Here is a 19,241-nt window from a genome sequence, read left to right as displayed (position 1 = left end):
TTCGATCCGTACGTCGTGCAGCGAAACCGTGTCGATTCACGCGCCGTCAGATGGGCACGAGTTTCAGGCGCTGCACCTTGCCCGAGGGTCCACGGGGCAGTTCCTCGACGAAGCGAAACTCCTTCGGCGTCTTGTAGCGGCCCAGTTCGCGCACGCAGTGCTCACGTAGATCCGCGATGTCGAGCGCGCCCTGCTCCTGCCCCTGCGCTACGCGCGGTACGATAAAGGCGACGATCTCCTGCCCGTAGGCGGCATCCGGCACACCCACCGCCGCCGCATCGAGCACGCCGGGGTGTTTGAGCAACGCTTCGTCGATCTCGCGCGGGGCGATGTTTTCACCGCCCTTGATAATCAGTTCCTTCGCGCGGCCGTTGATGTAGAAGTAACCATCGCTGTCGCGATAGCCGAGATCGCCGGTACGCAGCCAGCCGTCCACGGTGAACGCCGCACGCGTTTCCTCGGGACGCTTGTAATAGCCGCGCATGACCTGTTCGCCACGCAACACCAGTTCACCGCATTCGTCAGGTGCGCATTCGCGGCCGTCACGATCGATCACCTTCGCTTCACCACCTGAAGGCAGGCCGATGCTGCCGATTTTCCGGGCCGTCGGATCATATGGATTGCTGAACACCGGCGCCGCGGTTTCGGTCATGCCCATCGTTTCGATGATGCCGATGCCGAAACGCGCCTCGAACGCCCGATGATGATCGGCTGGGAGCGCCGCCGACGCGCTGCGGCAGAACCTCAGCGCGGACAGATCGAAGGTGCACGCTTCGTCGCTATTGAGCAGATAGGCGACAATCGTCGGCACGACATTGATCCATGTGCAACCGTGGCGCGCGACATCGCGCCAATAAGTGCGCGCCGAAAAACGCGGCGCCATGACCACGGAGCCGCCATGAAAAAGCGGCGCAAGCAGCGTCACCACCAGCCCGTTGATGTGATAAAGCGGCAAGGCGGCAAAGACCCGGTCGCCGGTATCGAGCCGGTGTTCGCGCGAGATGTTGCGCGCATTGGCCAGCAGATTCCGATGGTCCAGCAGAACGCCCTTCGGCGCCCCTGTGGTACCGGACGTGTACATCAGCAGTGCCACATCGCTCGCATCGGTTTCGCTGTCCGACAACGCTTTGGAATCCCAGGCGGTTAGAGATGGTGTACATGTCGCGCGCTCCGCCGCGCCCCTCTGCGCGGCGCTCACGTCGGCCGCTTCCACCAGCGCCGTTTCGGCGCACACCGGCACAGAAGCCACGACGGCATCCGGCTCCGTGCGAATCAGTGCAATGGGGCGAGTCAGGCCCTCCGCACGCAACTGCGCGAGCGCGCCCGACATCGCCTCGTGCGTTTCGCCGGAAACAAAGACCATGCGCGTGTCCGAATGCTCGACGATGTAGCGCAACTGCGAAGACTGGCACAGCAGATTGAGCGGATTGGCGACGAGCCCGCTGTACATCGCCGCGAGCAGCAGCCTTGCCGTATGGATGCCATTGCTCATGAAGACCGACACCACGTCGCCGGCCCGCATGCCGGCTTCATGAAAGACCGTCTCGAGCGCGCGGCAGTCGTCGCGCAGTTCAGCGAAGGTCAGCACGTCGGCACGCGCAGCAGCGCCGCCGTCCCCGTCACATTCGGGGGCCGACAGCAGGAACGGCTTGTCGGGATACTGCGCGGCGCGCGCGTCGATCAGCGCGCGGATGGTGCGAGGCGTGTTCATTTGCCGTACCTCGCGAAGAAATCCCCAAGTACGTCGTCCAGTTCGGGGACGCGCTCTTCGATCGGGTAAGCCACGCGCGTGATATTCAGGTAGTGGTGAAAGTTAAGATTGCTCGAGAAATTGTTGCGTCCCCACGTGCCGCATCCCATTGAAAGCGAAAACGGCAAGCCGTTATCGAAGTTGCCGCCGGTCGCGAGGCAATGCGCCTGATTCACGATCACGCGCGCCACCGGCAGCGTCGCGGCGAGTTGCAAGGCCTGCTCCGGGTCGGTGGAGTGCAGGCCGACCGAATGCCCCGCGCCCATATACGCGTAGATGCCGCGCACAATGTCGGCCGCGCCGTCGAAGCTCTGCGCGCGATAGACGGTCAGCACCGGCGCGAGCTTCTCGCCCGAGAACGGGAAATCCGCGCCGAAGCCGGTTTCTTCGACCATCAGGAATGCGGGCTCGCGCGCGGCGATTTCGTCGAGACCGGCCGCCCGTGCAATTTCCGTGGCCGAGCGCGCGGTGCAGTGTGCGGACAGCTTGCCGTTCGACCACATCGTGTCCTGCAAGCGCGCCTTTTGCGCGGCGTCGAGCAGCACGCCGCCGCAAGCGGTCAATTCCGCCAGCATGTCTGCGTACACCGCAGCTTCAATGACCATGCTGTTCTCGGAGGAACAGCTCGTCGCGTTGTCGAAGGTTTTCGAGCGTGCAATCTTGTGCGCTGCATCGTGCAAATCGGCCGACGCGGTAACAATCGAGGCCACGTTCCCCGCCCCCACGCCGAACGCAGGCGTCCCGCTTGCATAGGCCATCCGCACATTCGCCTGCGAACCGGTCGCGACGACCAGATCGCACTGCCGCATCAGTTCAGCGGTGGCCGCCTTGCTGATCGGCGCGGGCAACATCTGGACGAGATCGGGCGAGAGACCGACTTTGGCGAATTGCGCGTGAATGAAATCGATCAGCAACGCACACGACGAATACCCTTTCGGCGAAGGCGCGACGATCACGGCATTGCCGCATTTGAGCGCGTTGACGATCTTGTTGACCGGCGTGGCCGCCGGGTTGGTGGACGGCGTGATCGCCGCTACCACGCCCACCGCCCGCGCGATCTCGACGATCCCGCTGGCGTCATGACGCTCGATTACGCCGGTGGTTTTCTGCCCGTGCAGATCGCGCAACAGCCCGAGCGTCTTGCGATAGTTCTTGCGGAACTTGTCGTCCGCGTTGCCAAGACCGGTGTCGCGCACCGCCAGCTCGGCAAGCTGCCGGTTGCGCCCGGGCTCCATGATCGCCCACGCGGCGGCGGCGGCGGCGGCATCGAGCACTTCCTGCCCCGCGACCTCGAAGATGCGCTGTGCGGCGCGCGCCCGCGCCACCAATGACGAGACAACGCTTTCGACTTCGCGATGCGCGCCCTCGCCCACGTGGGCAGCTTCGGCTTCTGTGGCCCTGACATTCATACGGTTCACTCCGGACGGAAAAGATGGGTATGGATACCAATCTAGTGAGCCGCACCTGCTTCGGAGTCCCGTTTTTTGAACTATCCCTCGCGCGAGGCTGGCGAGAATCGAAAAGTGCAATATTCGGGACTTTCCATAGTCCCGAAAACTAAACAGACCGATGCACAATCGAACGTATAACTACGATGTTGAGGAGACAGCGTGTCGACTTCGAATCAATCGAATGCAGCGGCCGTGCGTGCATTTCGTGTACTCGAAACCCTCGCTGAGGCAAGCGGCCCGCTTTCCATGACGGATCTCGTCAATGCCCTCGAACTGCCCAAGCAGACCGTGCACCGGATTCTGGTGCAGTTGATGGATGCGTGGCTGGTCACGCGCAGCGCCAGCGACCGGCTGTACGAGTGCTCGCCGCGCGTGCGGATGCTGGCGGTCAACGTGCTGATGCACGCGGGCCCGGCTGCGGCCCGTCATGTGCTGCTGGAGCAACTGGTGGCCAAGATCGGCGAGACCTGCAATCTGACGATGCTGGCCGGCAACGACGTGGTCTATGTCGACCGGGTGGAAACGGAATGGCCGCTGCGCATGCACCTTCAACCAGGCTCGCATGTGCCGCTGCACTGCTCGGCGAGCGGCAAGCTGCTGCTCAGCTTTCTTCCGAAGGAACGGCGTGAACGGGTCATCGAAACCTTGCCGCTACGCGCCTATTCCGAGCGAACCATTACGGATCGCACTGAATTGCGCCGCGAATTGACCATTACGCGGCGGCGCCAGCTTGCGATCAACAATCAGGAACACCTGCAGGGGCTGATCGCCATCGCGGTGCCGGTCATGCTGGACCGCAATCGCGCGTGCGCGGCGATTGCCGTGCAGGCGCCGGTCGGGCGGGTGGTACTCGACGACCTGCTGGCCTTCCTGCCCGATCTGCGGTTCGCGGCGGAGGAAACCGCCAAGACGTTCCGGCAGTAGCGTGTCGCGGTGTGCCCGCGGCCGGGCATTCCGAAAAACGGAACCCTGCTCGCCGGAATCGCCCATCTAAATCAGCCGATTACCCACAAAAACCAAGGCCGGCAAGGCCACGCGGTACAATGACGCCGATCCATTTTCCGGAACGGCCAATATGACCAAAGCGGATACCCCTACCCTGCGCGCGTTCGCGCTGCTCGAGCATCTCGTGCGCGCCGAAGGTCCGGTGTCGCTTGCCGACATCGCGCAGGATGTCGATCTGCCCAAGGCTTCACTGCATCGCATGCTGGCTTCGCTCGAGGCCGGCGGCCTCGTGATCCGCGAACCGGGTCAGAAGAATGCCTACGTAATCGGGCCGCGTCTCGCGCAACTCGGCCTTGGCGTTATGATGCATTCGGGCGCACGCCGGCTGCGGCATGCCATCCTGTCGAATCTGGTGGCCGATCTCGGCGAGACCTGCAATCTCACGATGCTGCACGAAACCGAAGTGCTCTATCTGGACCGGCTCGAAGCGCCCTGGCCGTTGCGGCTCGATCTCAAACCCGGCTCGCACGTGCCGGCGCATTGCAGCGCGAGCGGCAAGCTGCTGCTGGCCATGCTGCCGCGCGAACAGCGCGCCGCCCTCGTGCACACCTTGAAGCTCGAACGCTTCACGCCGAATACCATCACCGATCCCGAGCTTCTCGAAGCGGAACTCGACCGTACCGCACACAAGCGTATCGCCATCGACAATGAGGAATTCGTCGCCGGCATCGCGTGCGTGGCCGCGCCGGTGATGGATGAGAACAATACCTGCATCGCAGCAATCGCCGTTCATGCGCCGGTCTCGCGCGCGCCGCTGTCGCGCGCCCTCGAATTCGTGCCGCGTCTGCAGGAAGCGGCCCAGCAACTCGCCAAAACGTTCTAGCTTGCCGATTGCGCGGCGAATAGCTGACACCACGGGTCGCGGCGGCGCCGCGCCTGCCGCCTACTCATCAGGCTGCTGCGCGCGCACAAGCTGCGCGAGCAACCGTACGCCTTCGTCGATCTTTTCGAGCTTGATCGCCGAAAAGCCCATCCGGAAGCAGTGGTTCTGCTCCAGTCCGGTCATGAAGAAGACCCGCCCCAGTTCGATCAGAATGCCGTGTGTCTGCGCATCCGCCGCAAGGCGTGTCGCATCGAGCCACGGCGGCCCCTCGACCCAGCACGACGCGCCGCCCGACATCGGCAGATAGCGCGCTTCCGGCAAGTGTGTGTCGAGCGCGGTCATCAGCGCCTGGGCGCGCTCCCGATAGGCGTGTGCGAGGCGCCGCAGCAATGCATCGTGGTGGCCGAGCGCCAGAAAGGTAGCGAACGCGCGCTGAATATAGGCTGCCGGGTGCCGCACCATCAGGCGCCGCAGCGCGCGCAACTCGCGCACCAGCTCACGCGGCCCGACGATATAACCCAATCTCAATCCCGGCGCGAAAGTCTTCGACAGACTGCCGATGTAGATCACCCGGTCCGCGGTATCCAGGCTCTTCAACGCCGGATGCGGTGCGCCTGAGAAGTTGTTTTCGCTTTCGTAGTCGTCCTCGATCAGCACGAAGTCATGGGCCTGCGCGTGTTCCAGCAGCGCATGGCGCCGCTCGATCGGCATGGTGGCCGTAGTCGGACACTGGTGGCTCGGCGTCACGTAGACGTAGTCGCATTGCGCGAGCAGGTCGGCGTCTTCGACCGGGCGCACGCCGCCGCTATCCACCGGCAGCGGCTGCAGCCGCGCATTGCGATTCTCGAAGATATTGCGGGCATCCGGATAACCGGGGTTTTCAAAGCCGATCGTGGTCCGCTCGCTCGCCAGCAGGTCCGCAATCAGATAAAGCGCCTGCTGGCAGCCGATCGTCACGACGATTTCGTCCGGCATCGCAAACACACCGCGCCGCGGCAACACGCGCGTGCGGATCTGCTGGATCAGCGTATCGTCGTCGCGCTCGATCAGGTCCGGCGCCCAGTTGCGGATCTCCATGACCGACAGCGCTTTCATGCAGCATTCGCGCCAATCGTTGGTGGGAAACAGCGACTGGTCGAATTGTCCGTAGATAAACGGGTATTCGTAGCTCAGCCAGTTGCCCGGCTTGACGATGTTGCGTTGCGAGGACGGCCGCCTTCTGAGACGGTGGTCCCAATCCGGCCTTGCAAGCGCCTCATTGGCCGCCTGCCCGGGGACCGTCTGCAACGGCGCGAATTCGTGCCGCCCTTCGAGAATGGCCGGATTGACGAAATGGCCGCTGCGCTCGCGCGAAATCAGATAGCCCTCCTCAACCAGTTGCTGATACGCGAGCACCACCGTATTGCGGGCAACGCTCAACTGGTCGGCCAGTTCGCGGCTGGACGGCAACGCATGATCCGGCAACAGTTGCCCGTCCAGAATCGCGGCGACCAGCATCTGGCGAATCTGGCCCTGGAGGCTCATGTTCGACTCGGGTGAACGCTGGAACCGCTGGCTCCATAGGGCCACCGAGGTGCGACTTGCCATTCTATCTCCTGTTTTTTGCACACGAAGCCCGTCCGCACGAAGGCGGACACCGTCATTCTGTACGCGCCAAAAGCGCCTGCCAGCCGCCCTGAGCGGCCCGCCGGCGGGACTGGCGCCACGGCCCGTTCTGGTGCAGCGGTTGGACTCAACGATCAGCCACGTCTGGCCCTAACCCGCAACATTTTTTACTGACGATACTCGCATCAACCCAATCTCTGCGATTGGGACAAGCCCCCGTCGGCGGGCGTTCGATTCACGTGTTATTCGCGTACCTGCACGGCCATTCTGGAGACCTACGATGAAAAGCGACACACACACGAAGTTGTCCCGCTGGTTCGGCGATCTGACTCGCCGTGCGACTGTGGCGGCGCTCGCCGCAATCGCCTGCGTGGTGGCGCCGGCCAGCCATGCGCAGGACAAGGAAGTCACGATAGCCTATCAGCAGATCGTCGACCCATGGGTCGTCGCGATCGCGAACGGCTCCATCGAGAAAGAAACCGGCTACAAGATCAACTGGCGGCAATTCGAATCCGGCGCGAAGGTGGCGACCGCCATGGCCTCGGGCGACGTGAAGGTCGGCGTGATCGGCTCGAGCCCGCTTGCCGCGGCCGTCAGCCAGGGGCTCGATCTGCAGCTATTCTGGATTCTGGACAACATCAATCAGGCCGAGGCGATGGTGGTGCGCAACGGCTCCGGCATCAACAAACCGGCTGATCTGAAGGGCAAGACGATCGGCGTGCCGTTCGTGTCCACCACGCACTATCACACCATGTTCGCGCTGCAGCATTGGGGCATCAATCCGTCCGAGGTGAAGATCCTCAACATGCAGCCTAACCAGCTGGTCGCGGCATGGGAGCGCGGCGATATCGACGCCGCTTACGTGTGGGACCCGGCGCTCGCCCAATTGAAGAAGAGCGGCAAGGTTCTGATTACGTCCGGCGACCTGTCCAAGCTCGGCAAACCGACCTTCGACGGCATTGCCGTCGATCGCCAATGGGGCGAGGCGCATAAGGACTTCATGGCAAAACTCGTGAAAGCCATCGCCGACGCGGACGATCAGTACCGCAAGAATACGGCGCAATGGAATGCCACGTCGCCCCAAGCGGCCGCCATCGCGAAGATGATCGGCGGCTCGCCGGCCGACGTGCCGGAATCGCTCTCGCTCTATGCGTTCCCGACACTCCAGGAGCAGGCCTCCTCGCAATGGCTCGGCGGCGGCAGTGCCGGACGCGCGACGTTCGCGCTGAAGGACACGGCCAATTTTCTTAAGGACCAGAAACAGATCAGCGCGGTGTTGCCCGACTATTCGAAGTTCGTGACCCCGGCATATGCTGAAGCAGCAATGAAACTCAAGTGACGCAAGCCGGTTCCGTCGAATCAGGAGGCAACATGGAAAGCATGAGAGTCAAGAATGTGAGCGTGGTCTTTCCGGGCCGCAAGTCCGGCCAGACGGTGCACGCGCTCGACGACATCAATCTGACGATCAACTCGGGCGACTTTGTCGTAGCGCTCGGGGCATCGGGTTGTGGCAAGACCACCCTGCTCTCGCTGATGGCGGGCTTTATCGCGCCCAGCAGCGGCGAGCTGCTGCTCGGCGGCTCGCCGATCGCCGGGCCGGGTTCCGATCGTGGCGTCGTGTTCCAGAAGCATGCCTTGCTGCCCTGGCTCAACGTAATCGACAACGCCGAGTTCGGCCTGAAGCTTCAGGGCGTACCGAAAGCGCAGCGGCGCGAAATCGCCGCGCGCAATCTGGCGCTGGTCGGCTTGCAGGATTTTCACAAGCACATGATCTATCAGCTCTCCGGAGGAATGCAGCAGCGTGTGGGCATTGCCCGCGCGCTGACCTGCGACCCCGCCATGCTGCTGATGGACGAGCCGATGGCCGCGCTCGACGCGCTGACCCGCGAAACGATTCAGGAACTGCTGCTCGACGTCTGGACGAAGACGAACAAGATGTTCTTCTTCATCACGCACAGCGTCGAGGAAGCGCTCTTTCTGGCGAGCCGCCTGATCGTGATGTCGCCGCGCCCCGGGCGTATCACGCATACCTACGAGCTGGATTTCAACCGGCGCTTTCTCGACACACGCGATGCGCGCGCCATCAAGTCGAGTCCCGATTTCATCGAAATGCGCGAGCGCGTGCTCAGCATCATTTACGGCGACGAGAAAATGCACGGCGCCGCAGCCGAGGTGACACATGTTTAGCTCAAAACGGGCCCCGGCCTTCCCTCGCGGCCATGACGCCCCACTCGGAACCGACCTGCCTGTCCAACCGCCTCGCACCCCTGGTCAACGTCCACGGCTTCTGGCCAAGAAGCCGGCGCGGCCAGGCGACACCTTCGGCGTACCCGGCCAGGGCAGCAGCGTCGTCACGAGCCTCGTGACGGTCGCGCTATTCGTCGGACTATGGTTTGCCGCGACCAACCTGCACTGGATCAAGCCGCTCTTTCTGCCGTCGCCGCAAGCGGTGTATGCCAAGTTTGTGTTCGTGGCCACCGAGGGTTTCGCCAATTCCACGCTCGCGCAACATACCGGCATCAGCTTGCTGCGCGTGTTCGGCGCTTTTGCACTCGCCTGCGTGACCGCGATTCCGATCGGCGTAATGATGGGTGTCTCGCGGTTTGCTCGCGGCGTCTTCGATCCGCCCATCGAGTTCTACCGGCCGCTGCCGCCGCTCGCCTATCTGCCGCTCATCATCATCTGGTTCGGCATTGGTGAATTCTCCAAGGTCTTTCTCATCTACCTCGCCATCTTTGCGCCGCTCGCCATCGCCGCGCGCTCGGGCGTGCGCTCCGTGTCGATCGAACAGATTCATGCAGCCTATTCGATGGGCGCTTCGCGCACCCAGGTCGTGCTGTACGTAATTCTGAAATCCGCGCTGCCGGAGATCTTCACGGGCATGCGAATCGGCATCGGGGTCGGCTGGACCACGCTGGTTGCCGCGGAAATGGTGGCGTCCACCAGCGGCCTCGGCTTCATGGTGCTCAACGCCGCGGAGTTCCTCGCGAGCGACGTGGTGATCATGGGGATCATCGTGATTGGCTTCTTTGCCTTGTGCTTCGACCTGTTGATGCGCCACCTCGAACGCGTGCTGGTGCCGTGGAAAGGCAAGGTCTGATGGTCGGGCGCGGCCGCCAGCGAGCGGCGCGCCTCTCGCCCCCTCATATTCCCCACTAATTTTCAGAACAAAACGTACCGTTTATTTCTCATCACCTATTGACCATCCCCGGTGCATGCTCTACATTTTAGATAACTACTTTTCGGAACAAATTGTTCCGGTTTCATTAAACATCGGAGGCAACCCATGAGCGATCACACCCCCATCAGCGGCCCGCAGGCCATGACCCCGTCGGAAGCGTTCGTCGAAACCCTGGCCGCAAACGGCGTGACCGAGATGTTCGGCATCATGGGCTCGGCCTTCATGGACGCCATGGACATCTTCGCGCCCGCCGGCATCCGGCTGATTCCCGTGGTGCACGAACAGGGCGCCGGCCACATGGCCGACGGTTATGCCCGCGTGTCGGGCCGCCACGGTGTGGTGATCGGCCAGAACGGCCCGGGCATCAGCAATTGCGTGACCGCCATCGCCGCGGCCTACTGGGCGCACAGCCCCGTGGTCATGATTACGCCCGAAGCGGGCACCATGGGCATTGGCCTCGGCGGCTTCCAGGAAGCGAAGCAACTCCCCATGTTCCAGGAGTTCACCAAGTATCAGGGCCACGTCACCCATCCGGCGCGCATGGCTGAATTCACCGGCCGCTGCTTCGACCGCGCACTGGCCGAAATGGGCCCGACCCAGCTCAACATTCCGCGCGACTACTTCTACGGCCAGATCAAGGCCGAGATTCCGCAACCGCAACGCCTCGACCGCGGCCCCGGCGGCGATCAACGTCTCGACGAAGCGGCCGAACTGCTCGCTCAGGCGAAGTTCCCGGTCATCATCTCCGGCGGCGGCGTGGTCATGGGCGACGCGATCGAGGAATGCAAGGCATTGGCCGAGCGTCTTGGCGCGCCGGTCGTCAACAGCTATCTGCACAACGACTCGTTCCCCGCCAACCACCCGTTGTGGTGCGGCCCACTCGGCTATCAGGGTTCGAAGGCGGCCATGAAGCTGATTCAGCGCGCCGACGTGGTGGTCGCGCTCGGTTCGCGGCTCGGACCGTTCGGCACGCTGCCCCAGCACGGCATGGACTACTGGCCGCAAAACGCCAAGATCATCCAGATCGATGCCGATCACAAAATGCTCGGCCTGGTGAAGAAGATCTCGGTGGGCATCTGCGGCGACGCCAAGGCCGCCGCGAAAGCGCTCACGCAGCGCCTCGAAGGCCGCACCCTCGTCTGCGACGCCTCGCGTGAAGAACGCGCCGGCGAGATCGCCGCCGAGAAGGCTGCTTGGGAAAAGGAACTGGATGGCTGGACGCATGAGCGCGACCCCTACAGCATGGACATGATCGAGGAGCAAAAAGGCGAGCGCACTCCCGGCGGCGGCAACTATCTGCATCCGCGCCAGGTGTTGCGCGAACTCGAAAAGGCCATGCCGGAAGACGTGATGGTCTCCACCGACATCGGCAATATCAACTCCGTGGCCAACAGCTATCTGCGCTTCAACAAGCCGCGCAGCTTCTTCGCCGCGATGAGCTGGGGCAATTGCGGCTATGCGTTCCCGACCATCATCGGCGCCAAGGTCGCGGCACCGCATCGCCCGGCGATCTCCTATGCCGGCGACGGGGCGTGGGGCATGAGCCTGATGGAAACCATGACCTGCGTGCGTCACAACATTCCGGTCACCGCCGTGGTTTTCCACAACCGGCAATGGGGCGCGGAGAAGAAAAACCAGGTCGACTTCTACAACCGCCGCTTCGTCGCCGGTGAACTCGACAACCAGAGCTTCGCCGGCATCGCGCGCGCGATGGGCGCCGAGGGTGTCACGGTGGACCGGCTCGAGGACGTCGGCCCGGCACTGAAGCGGGCGATCGATGCGCAGATGAACCACGGCAAGACCACCATCATTGAAATCATGTGCACCCGCGAGCTCGGCGATCCGTTCCGCCGCGATGCGCTGGCCAAACCGGTACGCCTGCTCGACAAGTACAAGGACTATGTCTGATTCATCCGTTGTCTGAAGGCCCGGGCGCAAGGCGCAGCTTGCTGCGTGCCCGGCAGGCCGGAAACGGGGCTTCCCCTGCCGTTTCCGGCCGTTTTTTTCAACCGTGACCGCCGCCCTGTGCCATGAAAGCCATCAATCGCATCATCGAACGCGCCCGCACTTCGCCGAGACGCATCGTGCTCTGCGAGGCGGAAGATCCCCGCATGCTGGAGGCCGCGCAACGCGCGAGCCGTGAAGGCATCGCCCACATCGTGCTGGTAGGCCCGAGCGAGCGAATCCGCGCAGCGGCCGCCGGGCACAACATCGACTTGAGCGGCATGGAGCTGGTGGACCCCGCGACCTCGCCACTCGCCCCCTCGTTGACCGAAGCACTCTTCGCACTGCGCAGCAAAAAAGGCATGACGCTCGAGCAAGCGCAACAGGAAATCCTCAAGCCGCTCTGCTTCGCGAACCTGATGGTGCGGCTCGACCACGCGGACGGCTCGGTGGCCGGCGCTGTCCACACCACCGCCGACGTGGTGCGCACGGCGATCCAGATCATTGGTATTCACCCGTCGTTCAAGCTGGTGTCGAGCTTCTTTCTGATGATGCTGTGCGAGCCCTTCCACACGCTCAAAGGCGGTCTGATCTTCTCCGACTGCGGGCTGGTGGTGGATCCGGACGCCGGCGAACTCGCGCAGATTGCCATGGCCGCGGCTGACAGCGCGCAAAGCCTGCTGATGGAGGAACCGCGCGTGGCCATGCTGTCATTCTCGACCAGCGGCAGCGCCCGGCACGCGGCCGTCGACAAGGTCGTGGAAGCGACCCGCCAGGTGAGAGCCGCGCGCCCGCATCTGGCGATCGACGGCGACGTGCAACTGGACGCGGCCCTCGTCTCCGAGATCGCGATGCGCAAAATCGAACACTCGCAGGTGCAAGGCCACGCCAACGTACTGATTTTCCCGAGCCTCGAAGCCGGCAATATCGGCTACAAGCTGGCCGAGCGGATCGGCGATGCGAAAGCCATCGGCCCTTTGCTGCAAGGCCTGAAAAAGCCTGCCAACGATCTTTCGCGCGGCTGTAGCGCCGACGACATCTACTACGTGATCGCGGTCACCGCGGTGCAGGCGCAAAGCGCTGCTGAACCGCTCACCGCGCGCGCCACACCGCTCGCGTCGTGACCCGGCCGCGGTCATCCAGCCGCGGGCGTGGCTAGCGCCTGCCGCCCTGCCCGCGCGCGCCAATCCAGTTCACGATCCGCGCAAACAGTTTCATGTCGGGCGGCACTGAGAGATCGACTGCCAGACAGCGGCGGTAATACGGGCTGAGATCGAGCCCGACGCCCAGACCCAGCACCTCCACATCGCGCGACGCTTCATGGCGCGCCACAACGGTCTTGAGATGGTTGTCGAGATAGAACGCGTCGTTGGCCTGGCCCGTCGCACTGTCCATCGGGCTGCCATCTGAAATCACGATCAGAATCCGCCGTGCCTCGGGACGGGCGAGAAGACGCGCGCAGGCCCAGTCGACCGCTTCGCCATCCACGCCCTCGCGAAACAGGTCCGCCTTGAAGAGCGCGGCAATGTCCGCGCGGGCGCGTCGCCAGTTGCGGTCGGCGTCCTTGAATACCAGATGCGACAGCTCATTGAGCCGGCCCGGGTGATGCGGGCGGCCCTGCGCCAGCCAGTCGAGCCGGGGGCGGCCGCCGTTCCACGCGCCGGTGGTGAAGCCCAGCACCTCGGTCGTCACGCCCGCCTGGTCGAGCGCGCGCGTGAGGATATCCACCATGGTCGCCACCGGCTCGATATGCGCTTTCATCGAGCCCGAACAGTCGATCAGAAAACCGATCACGCAGTCCGCCATGAGCGTATTCCGTTCGAGCCGGAACAGGCGCCGTTCAGCGGGAGAACTAACCAGCTGTGCGAGACGCCGCCCGTCGATGCGGCCATGCTCTTCGCCGAACGACCAGCCGTCGCGTTGCGGCAGCGCCAGCGCCGCTTTCAGCGCGTGAGCAAGCCGCGCCACGTTGATGCCCTGCGCGGCGACGCGTTCGTCAAGCCGCTCGCGAAACTCGCCGAGCAAGGCCTTGCGCACCAGCGGTCCCGCAAATAGCTCGCGGTCGTACCGTGTCGTATAGGCGCGATAACCCTGTTCCGACGCCTCGAGCACGCGGCTTTGCCCAGTTAGCGCAACGGCCATGTCCTTGTATTCGTCGTCCTCGACGTCGAACCAGAGCGAGAACGCCGTGCGCGGCGCCTTATCGTCGCTCTCCTGCGGGTCATCTTCGGCACCGTCCAGTGTTGCGGCGCGAGCGGCTCGGATCATCCCGGCCACCAGCCGCGCCAGTTCAAGCGCATGAACCGCAAACGCCTCCTGCTCGTCCCGATGCCGGCGCAAACCCGCCAGCGACACGCCCAGCACCGGCACGATCGCCGCGCGCGTGGCTTCGATCAGGCCCTCGGTGTCTTCGAGCACAGGCCAGCCCGTCAGGCGCGACCAGGCAATCTGCGCGACCGTGTACAGGAGAATGCCGAGATGGTCCTCGGCGAGTCCGGAACGATAGAACGCCCGCGACCAGGCCTCGAAACGCTCGCGCAGGTTCTGCACGAGGCCCGGCATGCCGGGTGGCGTCCGGGTCTCGCAGCGCAACTGCTCAAGCAATTCGAATAGCAACCGTTCGACGGAGTCGGCCGGGCATAGCCGGTTGTGCAGCGCCGCGTCGGAGTGCATCAGCCGCAATGCCGCGCCATCGGCGGCGCCGCGCAAGGACGCGAAATCGTCCAGTTGCGGGTCGGTGCGCAGATGGGGGGCATGCAGGGGCAACGGTCGCAGATCGCGGCATAGGCGGCCTTCGCGGTAGTGCAACGCGGCGTCGCCGGTGAGCGCGCGCACGGCCGCCGCGCACAGCGCCTCACGCTGCTCCGCGCGGAGGATCGCTTGCCGCTGGGTCTGCTGCGGGGTCTGCTGTTGATCCTGCTGCGAGGGCCTGTCCAGCGTCATCAGCGACTACCCGCCGGGTGGCCTTCAACCTTAACGTCGGCCTCGAGTTCGGTACCGAAGCACCTCTGAAAATACTCGGCGACGATCGAACGCTCGGCTTCGTCGCACTTGTTCAGGAAGGTCAGACGAAACGCCATCGCAGGATCGCGGAAAATCTGGCAGTTCTCGGCCCAGTTGATCACCGTGCGCGGCGACATCAGCGTCGACAGGTCGCCGGCGGCGAAACCCTTGCGGGTCAGTTCCGCCACGCTCACCATCGATTCGATCAGCGCGCGCCCCGCTGCATCGCCGAGCTCCGGGACCCGCGCGAGCACGATGCCCGCCTCTTCCGCGCGCGGCAGATAGTTGAGCGTGGCCACCACGTTCCAACGGTCCATCTGCGCATGATTGAGCACCTGCGTGCCGTGATACAGGCCGTTCAGATTGCCCAACCCGACCGTGTTGGTAGTAGCGAACATGCGGAAATACGGATGCGGATGAATCACGCGATTCTGGTCGAGCAGCGTGAACTTGCCGTCGCGCTCGAGAATGCGCTGGATCACGAACATCACGTCCGGGCGCCCCGCATCGTATTCGTCGAAGATCAGCGCGACCGGACGCTGCAAGGCCCACGGCACGATCCCTTCCTGAAACTCCGTGACCTGCAGATCGTCGCGCACCACGATCGCGTCTTTACCGACCAGGTCGAGACGGCTGATATGACCGTCGAGATTGACGCGCACACAGGGCCAATTGAGGCGGGCCGCCACCTGTTCGATATGCGTCGATTTCCCGGTACCGTGCAAGCCTTGCACCATCACCCGGCGATCCCGGCTGAAGCCGGCCAGAATGGCCAGCGTCACTTCCGGATTGAAACGGTAGACCTCGTCGATCTCCGGCACGTGGTCGTCGCGCTCGCTGAAAGCGGGCACCATCAGACTGGAATCAATGCCGAACACAGTGCGCACCGAGACCATTCTGTCGGGTTTGCCAGTCACGATATCAGTCACTTCATGCTCCTCCCTGCTGCGGGATGTAGATGGGGCGACGCCGAATTACGATAATTTTCGGTACGTTTTGTTCCGTTTTATTATACGCAGAATCTCACGCTTCAGGTGGCGCTTCGAGCAGCGCTCCGTCCACATTCACCCCACAGGCCTCGCCGTCAACGCACGGTCGCCATTTCGTCGAAGGGTTTCGCGCGCCGTTCCATCGCCCGCGCGGCCCATGCCGACAGCAGTGCCGACAGAATCACATAACCGCACACATACCAGGGCTTGCCGCCATCCAGCCGCAGCAGCGCCGTCGCGATGATCGGCGTGAGGCCGCTCGCGAAAATGCCCGAGAACTGGTACACGAACGAGATGCCGGTATAGCGCACCTCCGGGTCGAACAGCTCGGCAAAGAGCGCGGCTTCCGGGCCGTAGACCATCGCGTAGAAGATGCCGAATGGGATCACCACGCCGAGCCAGACGGCCAGCGTATTGCCGGCCTGCGTCTCCATCAGCCAGAACGCCGGCAGCACCGAAACACCGCAGATCAGCGAACCCCAGCGATACACGCGCGCGCGGCCCATCAGGTCCGACATCCGTCCGAAGAACGGGATGAAGAAGCACATCACCATTGCCGCGATCATCACGCCGGTGAGCGCTTCCGTGCGGCTCATCGAAAGACGTTGCGTGAGGTAGCCGATCATGAACACCGCGAAGATGTTGAAGAACACCCCGTCGATCCAGCGCGCGCCCATGCCGAGCAGCACCGAACTGCGATAGCGCGTGAGCATGTCGACGAAGGGGATTTTCACGTCGCGGCGATTGCGCTTGAGCGCGAGAAACTCGGGCGTCTCCATCACTTTGAGGCGAATGTAGAGGCCGAGCACCACCAGCAGCAGCGAAGCGCCGAACGCGACCCGCCAGCCCCAGGCGAGGAACGCCGCCTCCGGCAGCAGGCGGGAGATACCCGCCACGATGCCCGACGCGAGGCACAAGCCAATCGACAAGCCGATCTGCGGCAAGCTCGCGTACAGACCGCGCCGGTTCGGCGGCGCATACTCATAGGCCATCAGCACCGCGCCGCCCCATTCGCCGCCGAGCCCGATGCCCTGCAACACCCGCAAGGCGAGCAGCAGAATCGGCGCCCAGATGCCGATCTGGGCGAAGGTCGGCACGAAGGCGACGCCCGCCGTCGAAATCCCCATGATGATGAGCGTGCAGATCAACGCGGACTTGCGTCCGACCTTGTCGCCGAAGTGCCCGAAGATCACGCCGCCGAGCGGCCTCGTCACGAAACCGACGGCGAATGTGGCATAGGCCAGCATCGTCGAGACGAGCGGGTCGTGCGCAGGAAAATAAAGCTTGTTGAAGACGATGCCCGCCACGACACCGTACAGAAAAAAGTCATACCATTCGACCGTCGCTCCAATCACGCTCGCGAATGCAACGCGGCGGATAACCCGCTTATCGATTGCCATAGCGCCTCCTCCAATGGATGGCCGCGCGCCGTGCCGGCAACGCAGCACTTCTAGGCCCCCGTCTGTCTCCTCCTGGGGCGCGAATTTCACCGCCTGCACGCTGTTGTTATCGGCTTCGGATGCAGCGAGTCAGGTGGTGATCTTTTTACTGCCTGCAGCTACTTCGGTTCGGTGCTTTCGCGTCCGCTCCTGCGTAGGTTCCCGCATCAATACTGTGCTTCCATGCTTGGCGATCGCACCTGTGCGGCCGGCCTGTCGCCCGCGCGCGCATCCTCGAGGATCATGCTGGACGCCTTTTCGGCGACCATCACGATCGGCACATTGGTATTGCCCGAAACCAGCGTCGGCATGATCGAACAATCGACCACCCGCAAGCCCTGCGTGCCGTACACACGCAACCGTTCGTCGACCACGGCGCCCGGATCGCTCGCGACACCCATCTTCGCGGTACCGGACGGATGAAAAATCGTCTGGCCGTACTCGCGGCAAAAGTGCAGCAGTTCGTCGTCGCTTTGCGCTTCGCGGCCCGGCCGGACTTCGCGCTTCATCAGCGATGCCATCGGCTCCGTGGCAGCGACGCGGCGCGCAAAACGCACCCCTGCAACCGTGGTGCGGCGATCGAGATCGGTCGCCAGATAATTGGGCTGGATCGAAGGAGCGTCGCGCATAGTGCCCGTGCGAATCCGCACGTTTCCGCGCGACTCCGGACGCAACTGACAGACCGAATAGGTACAGCCGGGAAACGCGTGCACATCGCCGCCCGCGGTATCGGCCGACAGCGTGGAGAAGTGAAACTGGATGTCCGGCGTTTTCGCCTCATCCGGCAACGCGCGGCAGAACATGCCGCCCTGATTGATGCCGACGGCCAACGGCCCGTCGCGAAACAGCGCCCATTGCAGCCCCATCTTGGCGCGGCCAGTCCAGGAGTGCAGCAGGTCGTTGGTCGTGATTGGCCGCGCCACCTCATAGGTCAGACGTATCTGCAGATGATCCTGCAGATTCTCTCCAACACCGGCCCGATCGGCGACCACCGGAATACCCAGTTGGTTGAGCAGTTTCGCCGGCCCGACGCCCGACACCTGCAGCAATTGCGGCGACTGCAACGCGCCTGCCGTCAGCACCACCTCGCGATGCGCGCGCACTTCGTGAACCTTGCCGTGCTGCTCATAGCGAATACCCGTTGCGCGCGTCCCGTCGAAGAGAATTTTCGAAGCCAGCGCGTCAGTCTCGATCTGCAGATTCGGACGCTTGCGCGCGGGCTTCAGATAAGCGACCGCAGTCGAACACCGCCAGCCACGCCGCGTGGTCAACTGGTAATAGCCGACCCCTTCCTGATCGCCCTGATTGAAGTCGTCGACCGTCTGGACACCCAGGCGATTCGACGCGGCAATGAATGCATCCACCAGTTCGTGGCGCTGCTTGATCGTGGAGGCCCACAACGGACCATCCACGCCACGGGTCGGCGACTCGCCGAGTTCGTTGTGTTCGAGCCGCCGGAAGAAAGGCAGGCAGTCCTTCCAGCTCCAGCCGCGATTACCGAGCGCGGCCCACTGGTCGTAATCCTCTTTCTGACCGCGAATATAGATCAGGCCGTTGATGGAACTGCAGCCGCCCAACGTGCGCCCGCGCGGCCAGTAGAGCTTGCGGCCGTTCATGTTCGGATCCGGGTCGGTATAAAAGCCCCAGTTGTAGACCGGATGAAACATGGTTTTGCCGTAACCGATCGGGATATGGATCCACAGAAAACGGTCAGGCGGACCGGCTTCGAGCAGGCATACCGAGTAGCGGCCATTCTCGGAAAGGCGGTTAGCGAGGACACAGCCCGCCGATCCCGCGCCGACAACCACGTAGTCGAAACTCCGTACCATTGATGACGTCTCCGTGCCGATATCTTTTCTTTTAAAACCGGATCATTTCGTCCCAATTTATTGGATGAGAGTTTCGACTTCAAGCAAATCCGGTTACGATTGAATAAACCGGTACGAAAACCGACTTTTTCGTTTCACTATTCAATCTGTCCGAACGCGTTCATCCGGGTTGTCACTGATCCGTTCGGGCTGCATTCCCCCTCATCCGCCTCGGGAAGGACA

General features: G+C 63.4%; 14 protein-coding genes. 7 read left to right on the top strand and 7 right to left on the bottom strand.

Annotation, left to right across the window (positions count from 1 at the left end; all coding sequences use genetic code 11):
- Positions 1–46: 46 nt before the first annotated feature.
- Positions 47–1,711 (bottom strand): AMP-binding protein, encoded by a 1,665-nt coding sequence (locus HWX91_RS35855; RefSeq protein ID WP_028200007.1) that lies wholly within the window; start codon positions 1,709–1,711, stop codon positions 47–49.
- Complete coding sequence (sauS, locus tag HWX91_RS35850; RefSeq protein WP_028200008.1) at positions 1,708–3,159, bottom strand: acylating sulfoacetaldehyde dehydrogenase; 1,452 nt, start codon at positions 3,157–3,159, stop codon at positions 1,708–1,710. Before sauS ends, HWX91_RS35855 begins: the two co-directional genes overlap by 4 nt.
- A 201-nt stretch (positions 3,160–3,360) precedes the next feature.
- On the opposite strand from sauS, the gene HWX91_RS35845 reads away from it, so the two are divergent.
- Positions 3,361–4,125: an IclR family transcriptional regulator gene (locus HWX91_RS35845; protein ID WP_028200009.1), complete on the top strand. Its 765-nt coding sequence runs from the start codon at positions 3,361–3,363 to the stop codon at positions 4,123–4,125.
- Between the two features lie 151 nt (positions 4,126–4,276).
- On the top strand, positions 4,277–5,029 hold the full coding sequence (locus HWX91_RS35840; RefSeq protein ID WP_028200010.1) for an IclR family transcriptional regulator: 753 nt from the start codon (positions 4,277–4,279) through the stop codon (positions 5,027–5,029).
- Positions 5,030–5,089: 60 nt separating this feature from the next.
- On the opposite strand, the gene pdxR is transcribed toward HWX91_RS35840, so the two are convergent.
- Entirely contained in the window at positions 5,090–6,616 is a 1,527-nt protein-coding gene (gene pdxR / locus HWX91_RS35835; RefSeq protein ID WP_028200011.1) for a MocR-like pyridoxine biosynthesis transcription factor PdxR, read from the bottom strand.
- 298 nt (positions 6,617–6,914) lie between these two features.
- On the opposite strand from pdxR, the gene tauA reads away from it, so the two are divergent.
- The 5 genes from tauA (at position 6,915) to pta (ending at position 12,883) form a co-directional block, all read left to right on the top strand.
- On the top strand, positions 6,915–7,973 hold the full coding sequence (tauA, locus tag HWX91_RS35830) for a taurine ABC transporter substrate-binding protein (protein WP_042277061.1): 1,059 nt from the start codon (positions 6,915–6,917) through the stop codon (positions 7,971–7,973).
- A 32-nt stretch (positions 7,974–8,005) separates the two neighbouring features.
- A complete protein-coding gene (locus HWX91_RS35825; protein ID WP_028200013.1) occupies positions 8,006–8,821 on the top strand; it encodes a taurine ABC transporter ATP-binding protein in 816 nt (271 codons plus the stop codon).
- The gene (locus tag HWX91_RS35820; RefSeq protein WP_028200014.1) at positions 8,814–9,734 is read left to right on the top strand and encodes an ABC transporter permease subunit; all 921 of its coding nucleotides are present in this window, start codon (positions 8,814–8,816) and stop codon (positions 9,732–9,734) included. Before HWX91_RS35825 ends, HWX91_RS35820 begins: the two co-directional genes overlap by 8 nt.
- Positions 9,735–9,920: 186 nt before the next feature.
- Complete coding sequence (gene xsc / locus HWX91_RS35815; RefSeq protein WP_028200015.1) at positions 9,921–11,723, top strand: sulfoacetaldehyde acetyltransferase; 1,803 nt, start codon at positions 9,921–9,923, stop codon at positions 11,721–11,723.
- A gap of 122 nt (positions 11,724–11,845) precedes the next feature.
- Entirely contained in the window at positions 11,846–12,883 is a 1,038-nt protein-coding gene (pta, locus tag HWX91_RS35810) for a phosphate acetyltransferase (protein WP_042277063.1), read from the top strand.
- A 31-nt stretch (positions 12,884–12,914) separates the two neighbouring features.
- Here the strand turns inward: pta and HWX91_RS35805 are convergent, their stop codons facing one another.
- From HWX91_RS35805 to HWX91_RS35790, 4 genes are all read right to left on the bottom strand, one after another.
- A complete protein-coding gene (locus HWX91_RS35805; protein WP_042277066.1) occupies positions 12,915–14,702 on the bottom strand; it encodes a cobaltochelatase CobT-related protein in 1,788 nt (595 codons plus the stop codon).
- A complete protein-coding gene (locus HWX91_RS35800) occupies positions 14,702–15,691 on the bottom strand; it encodes an AAA family ATPase (RefSeq protein ID WP_028200017.1) in 990 nt (329 codons plus the stop codon). The genes HWX91_RS35805 and HWX91_RS35800 overlap by 1 nt, the downstream gene beginning before the upstream one ends.
- Positions 15,692–15,846: 155 nt before the next feature.
- Positions 15,847–17,151: an MFS transporter gene (locus HWX91_RS35795; RefSeq protein ID WP_028200018.1), complete on the bottom strand. Its 1,305-nt coding sequence runs from the start codon at positions 17,149–17,151 to the stop codon at positions 15,847–15,849.
- A 206-nt stretch (positions 17,152–17,357) separates the two neighbouring features.
- Entirely contained in the window at positions 17,358–19,019 is a 1,662-nt protein-coding gene (locus HWX91_RS35790; protein WP_028200019.1) for a GMC family oxidoreductase, read from the bottom strand.
- Positions 19,020–19,241: the final 222 nt, after the last annotated feature.

The sequence above is a fragment of the Paraburkholderia fungorum genome, from assembly GCF_902833645.1.
Taxonomy (GTDB): Bacteria; Pseudomonadota; Gammaproteobacteria; order Burkholderiales; family Burkholderiaceae; genus Paraburkholderia; species Paraburkholderia fungorum.
Note: the sequence above shows the minus strand (reverse complement) of the source record. Positions and strands in the feature narration are given on the sequence as shown.

Excerpts from the sequence above, each read along its gene's own strand:
- HWX91_RS35805 (WP_042277066.1), bottom strand. The coding sequence starts at position 14,702 with ATGACGCTGGACAGGCCCTCGCAGCAGGATCAACAGCAGACCCCGCAG.
- HWX91_RS35795 (WP_028200018.1), bottom strand. The coding sequence starts at position 17,151 with ATGGCAATCGATAAGCGGGTTATCCGCCGCGTTGCATTCGCGAGCGTG.
- HWX91_RS35840 (WP_028200010.1), top strand. The coding sequence starts at position 4,277 with ATGACCAAAGCGGATACCCCTACCCTGCGCGCGTTCGCGCTGCTCGAG.
- sauS (WP_028200008.1), bottom strand. The coding sequence starts at position 3,159 with ATGAATGTCAGGGCCACAGAAGCCGAAGCTGCCCACGTGGGCGAGGGC.
- tauA (WP_042277061.1), top strand. The coding sequence starts at position 6,915 with ATGAAAAGCGACACACACACGAAGTTGTCCCGCTGGTTCGGCGATCTG.
- HWX91_RS35825 (WP_028200013.1), top strand. The coding sequence starts at position 8,006 with ATGGAAAGCATGAGAGTCAAGAATGTGAGCGTGGTCTTTCCGGGCCGC.
- pta (WP_042277063.1), top strand. The coding sequence starts at position 11,846 with ATGAAAGCCATCAATCGCATCATCGAACGCGCCCGCACTTCGCCGAGA.
- xsc (WP_028200015.1), top strand. The coding sequence starts at position 9,921 with ATGAGCGATCACACCCCCATCAGCGGCCCGCAGGCCATGACCCCGTCG.
- HWX91_RS35820 (WP_028200014.1), top strand. The coding sequence starts at position 8,814 with ATGTTTAGCTCAAAACGGGCCCCGGCCTTCCCTCGCGGCCATGACGCC.
- HWX91_RS35790 (WP_028200019.1), bottom strand. The coding sequence starts at position 19,019 with ATGGTACGGAGTTTCGACTACGTGGTTGTCGGCGCGGGATCGGCGGGC.
- HWX91_RS35855 (WP_028200007.1), bottom strand. The coding sequence starts at position 1,711 with ATGAACACGCCTCGCACCATCCGCGCGCTGATCGACGCGCGCGCCGCG.
- pdxR (WP_028200011.1), bottom strand. The coding sequence starts at position 6,616 with ATGGCAAGTCGCACCTCGGTGGCCCTATGGAGCCAGCGGTTCCAGCGT.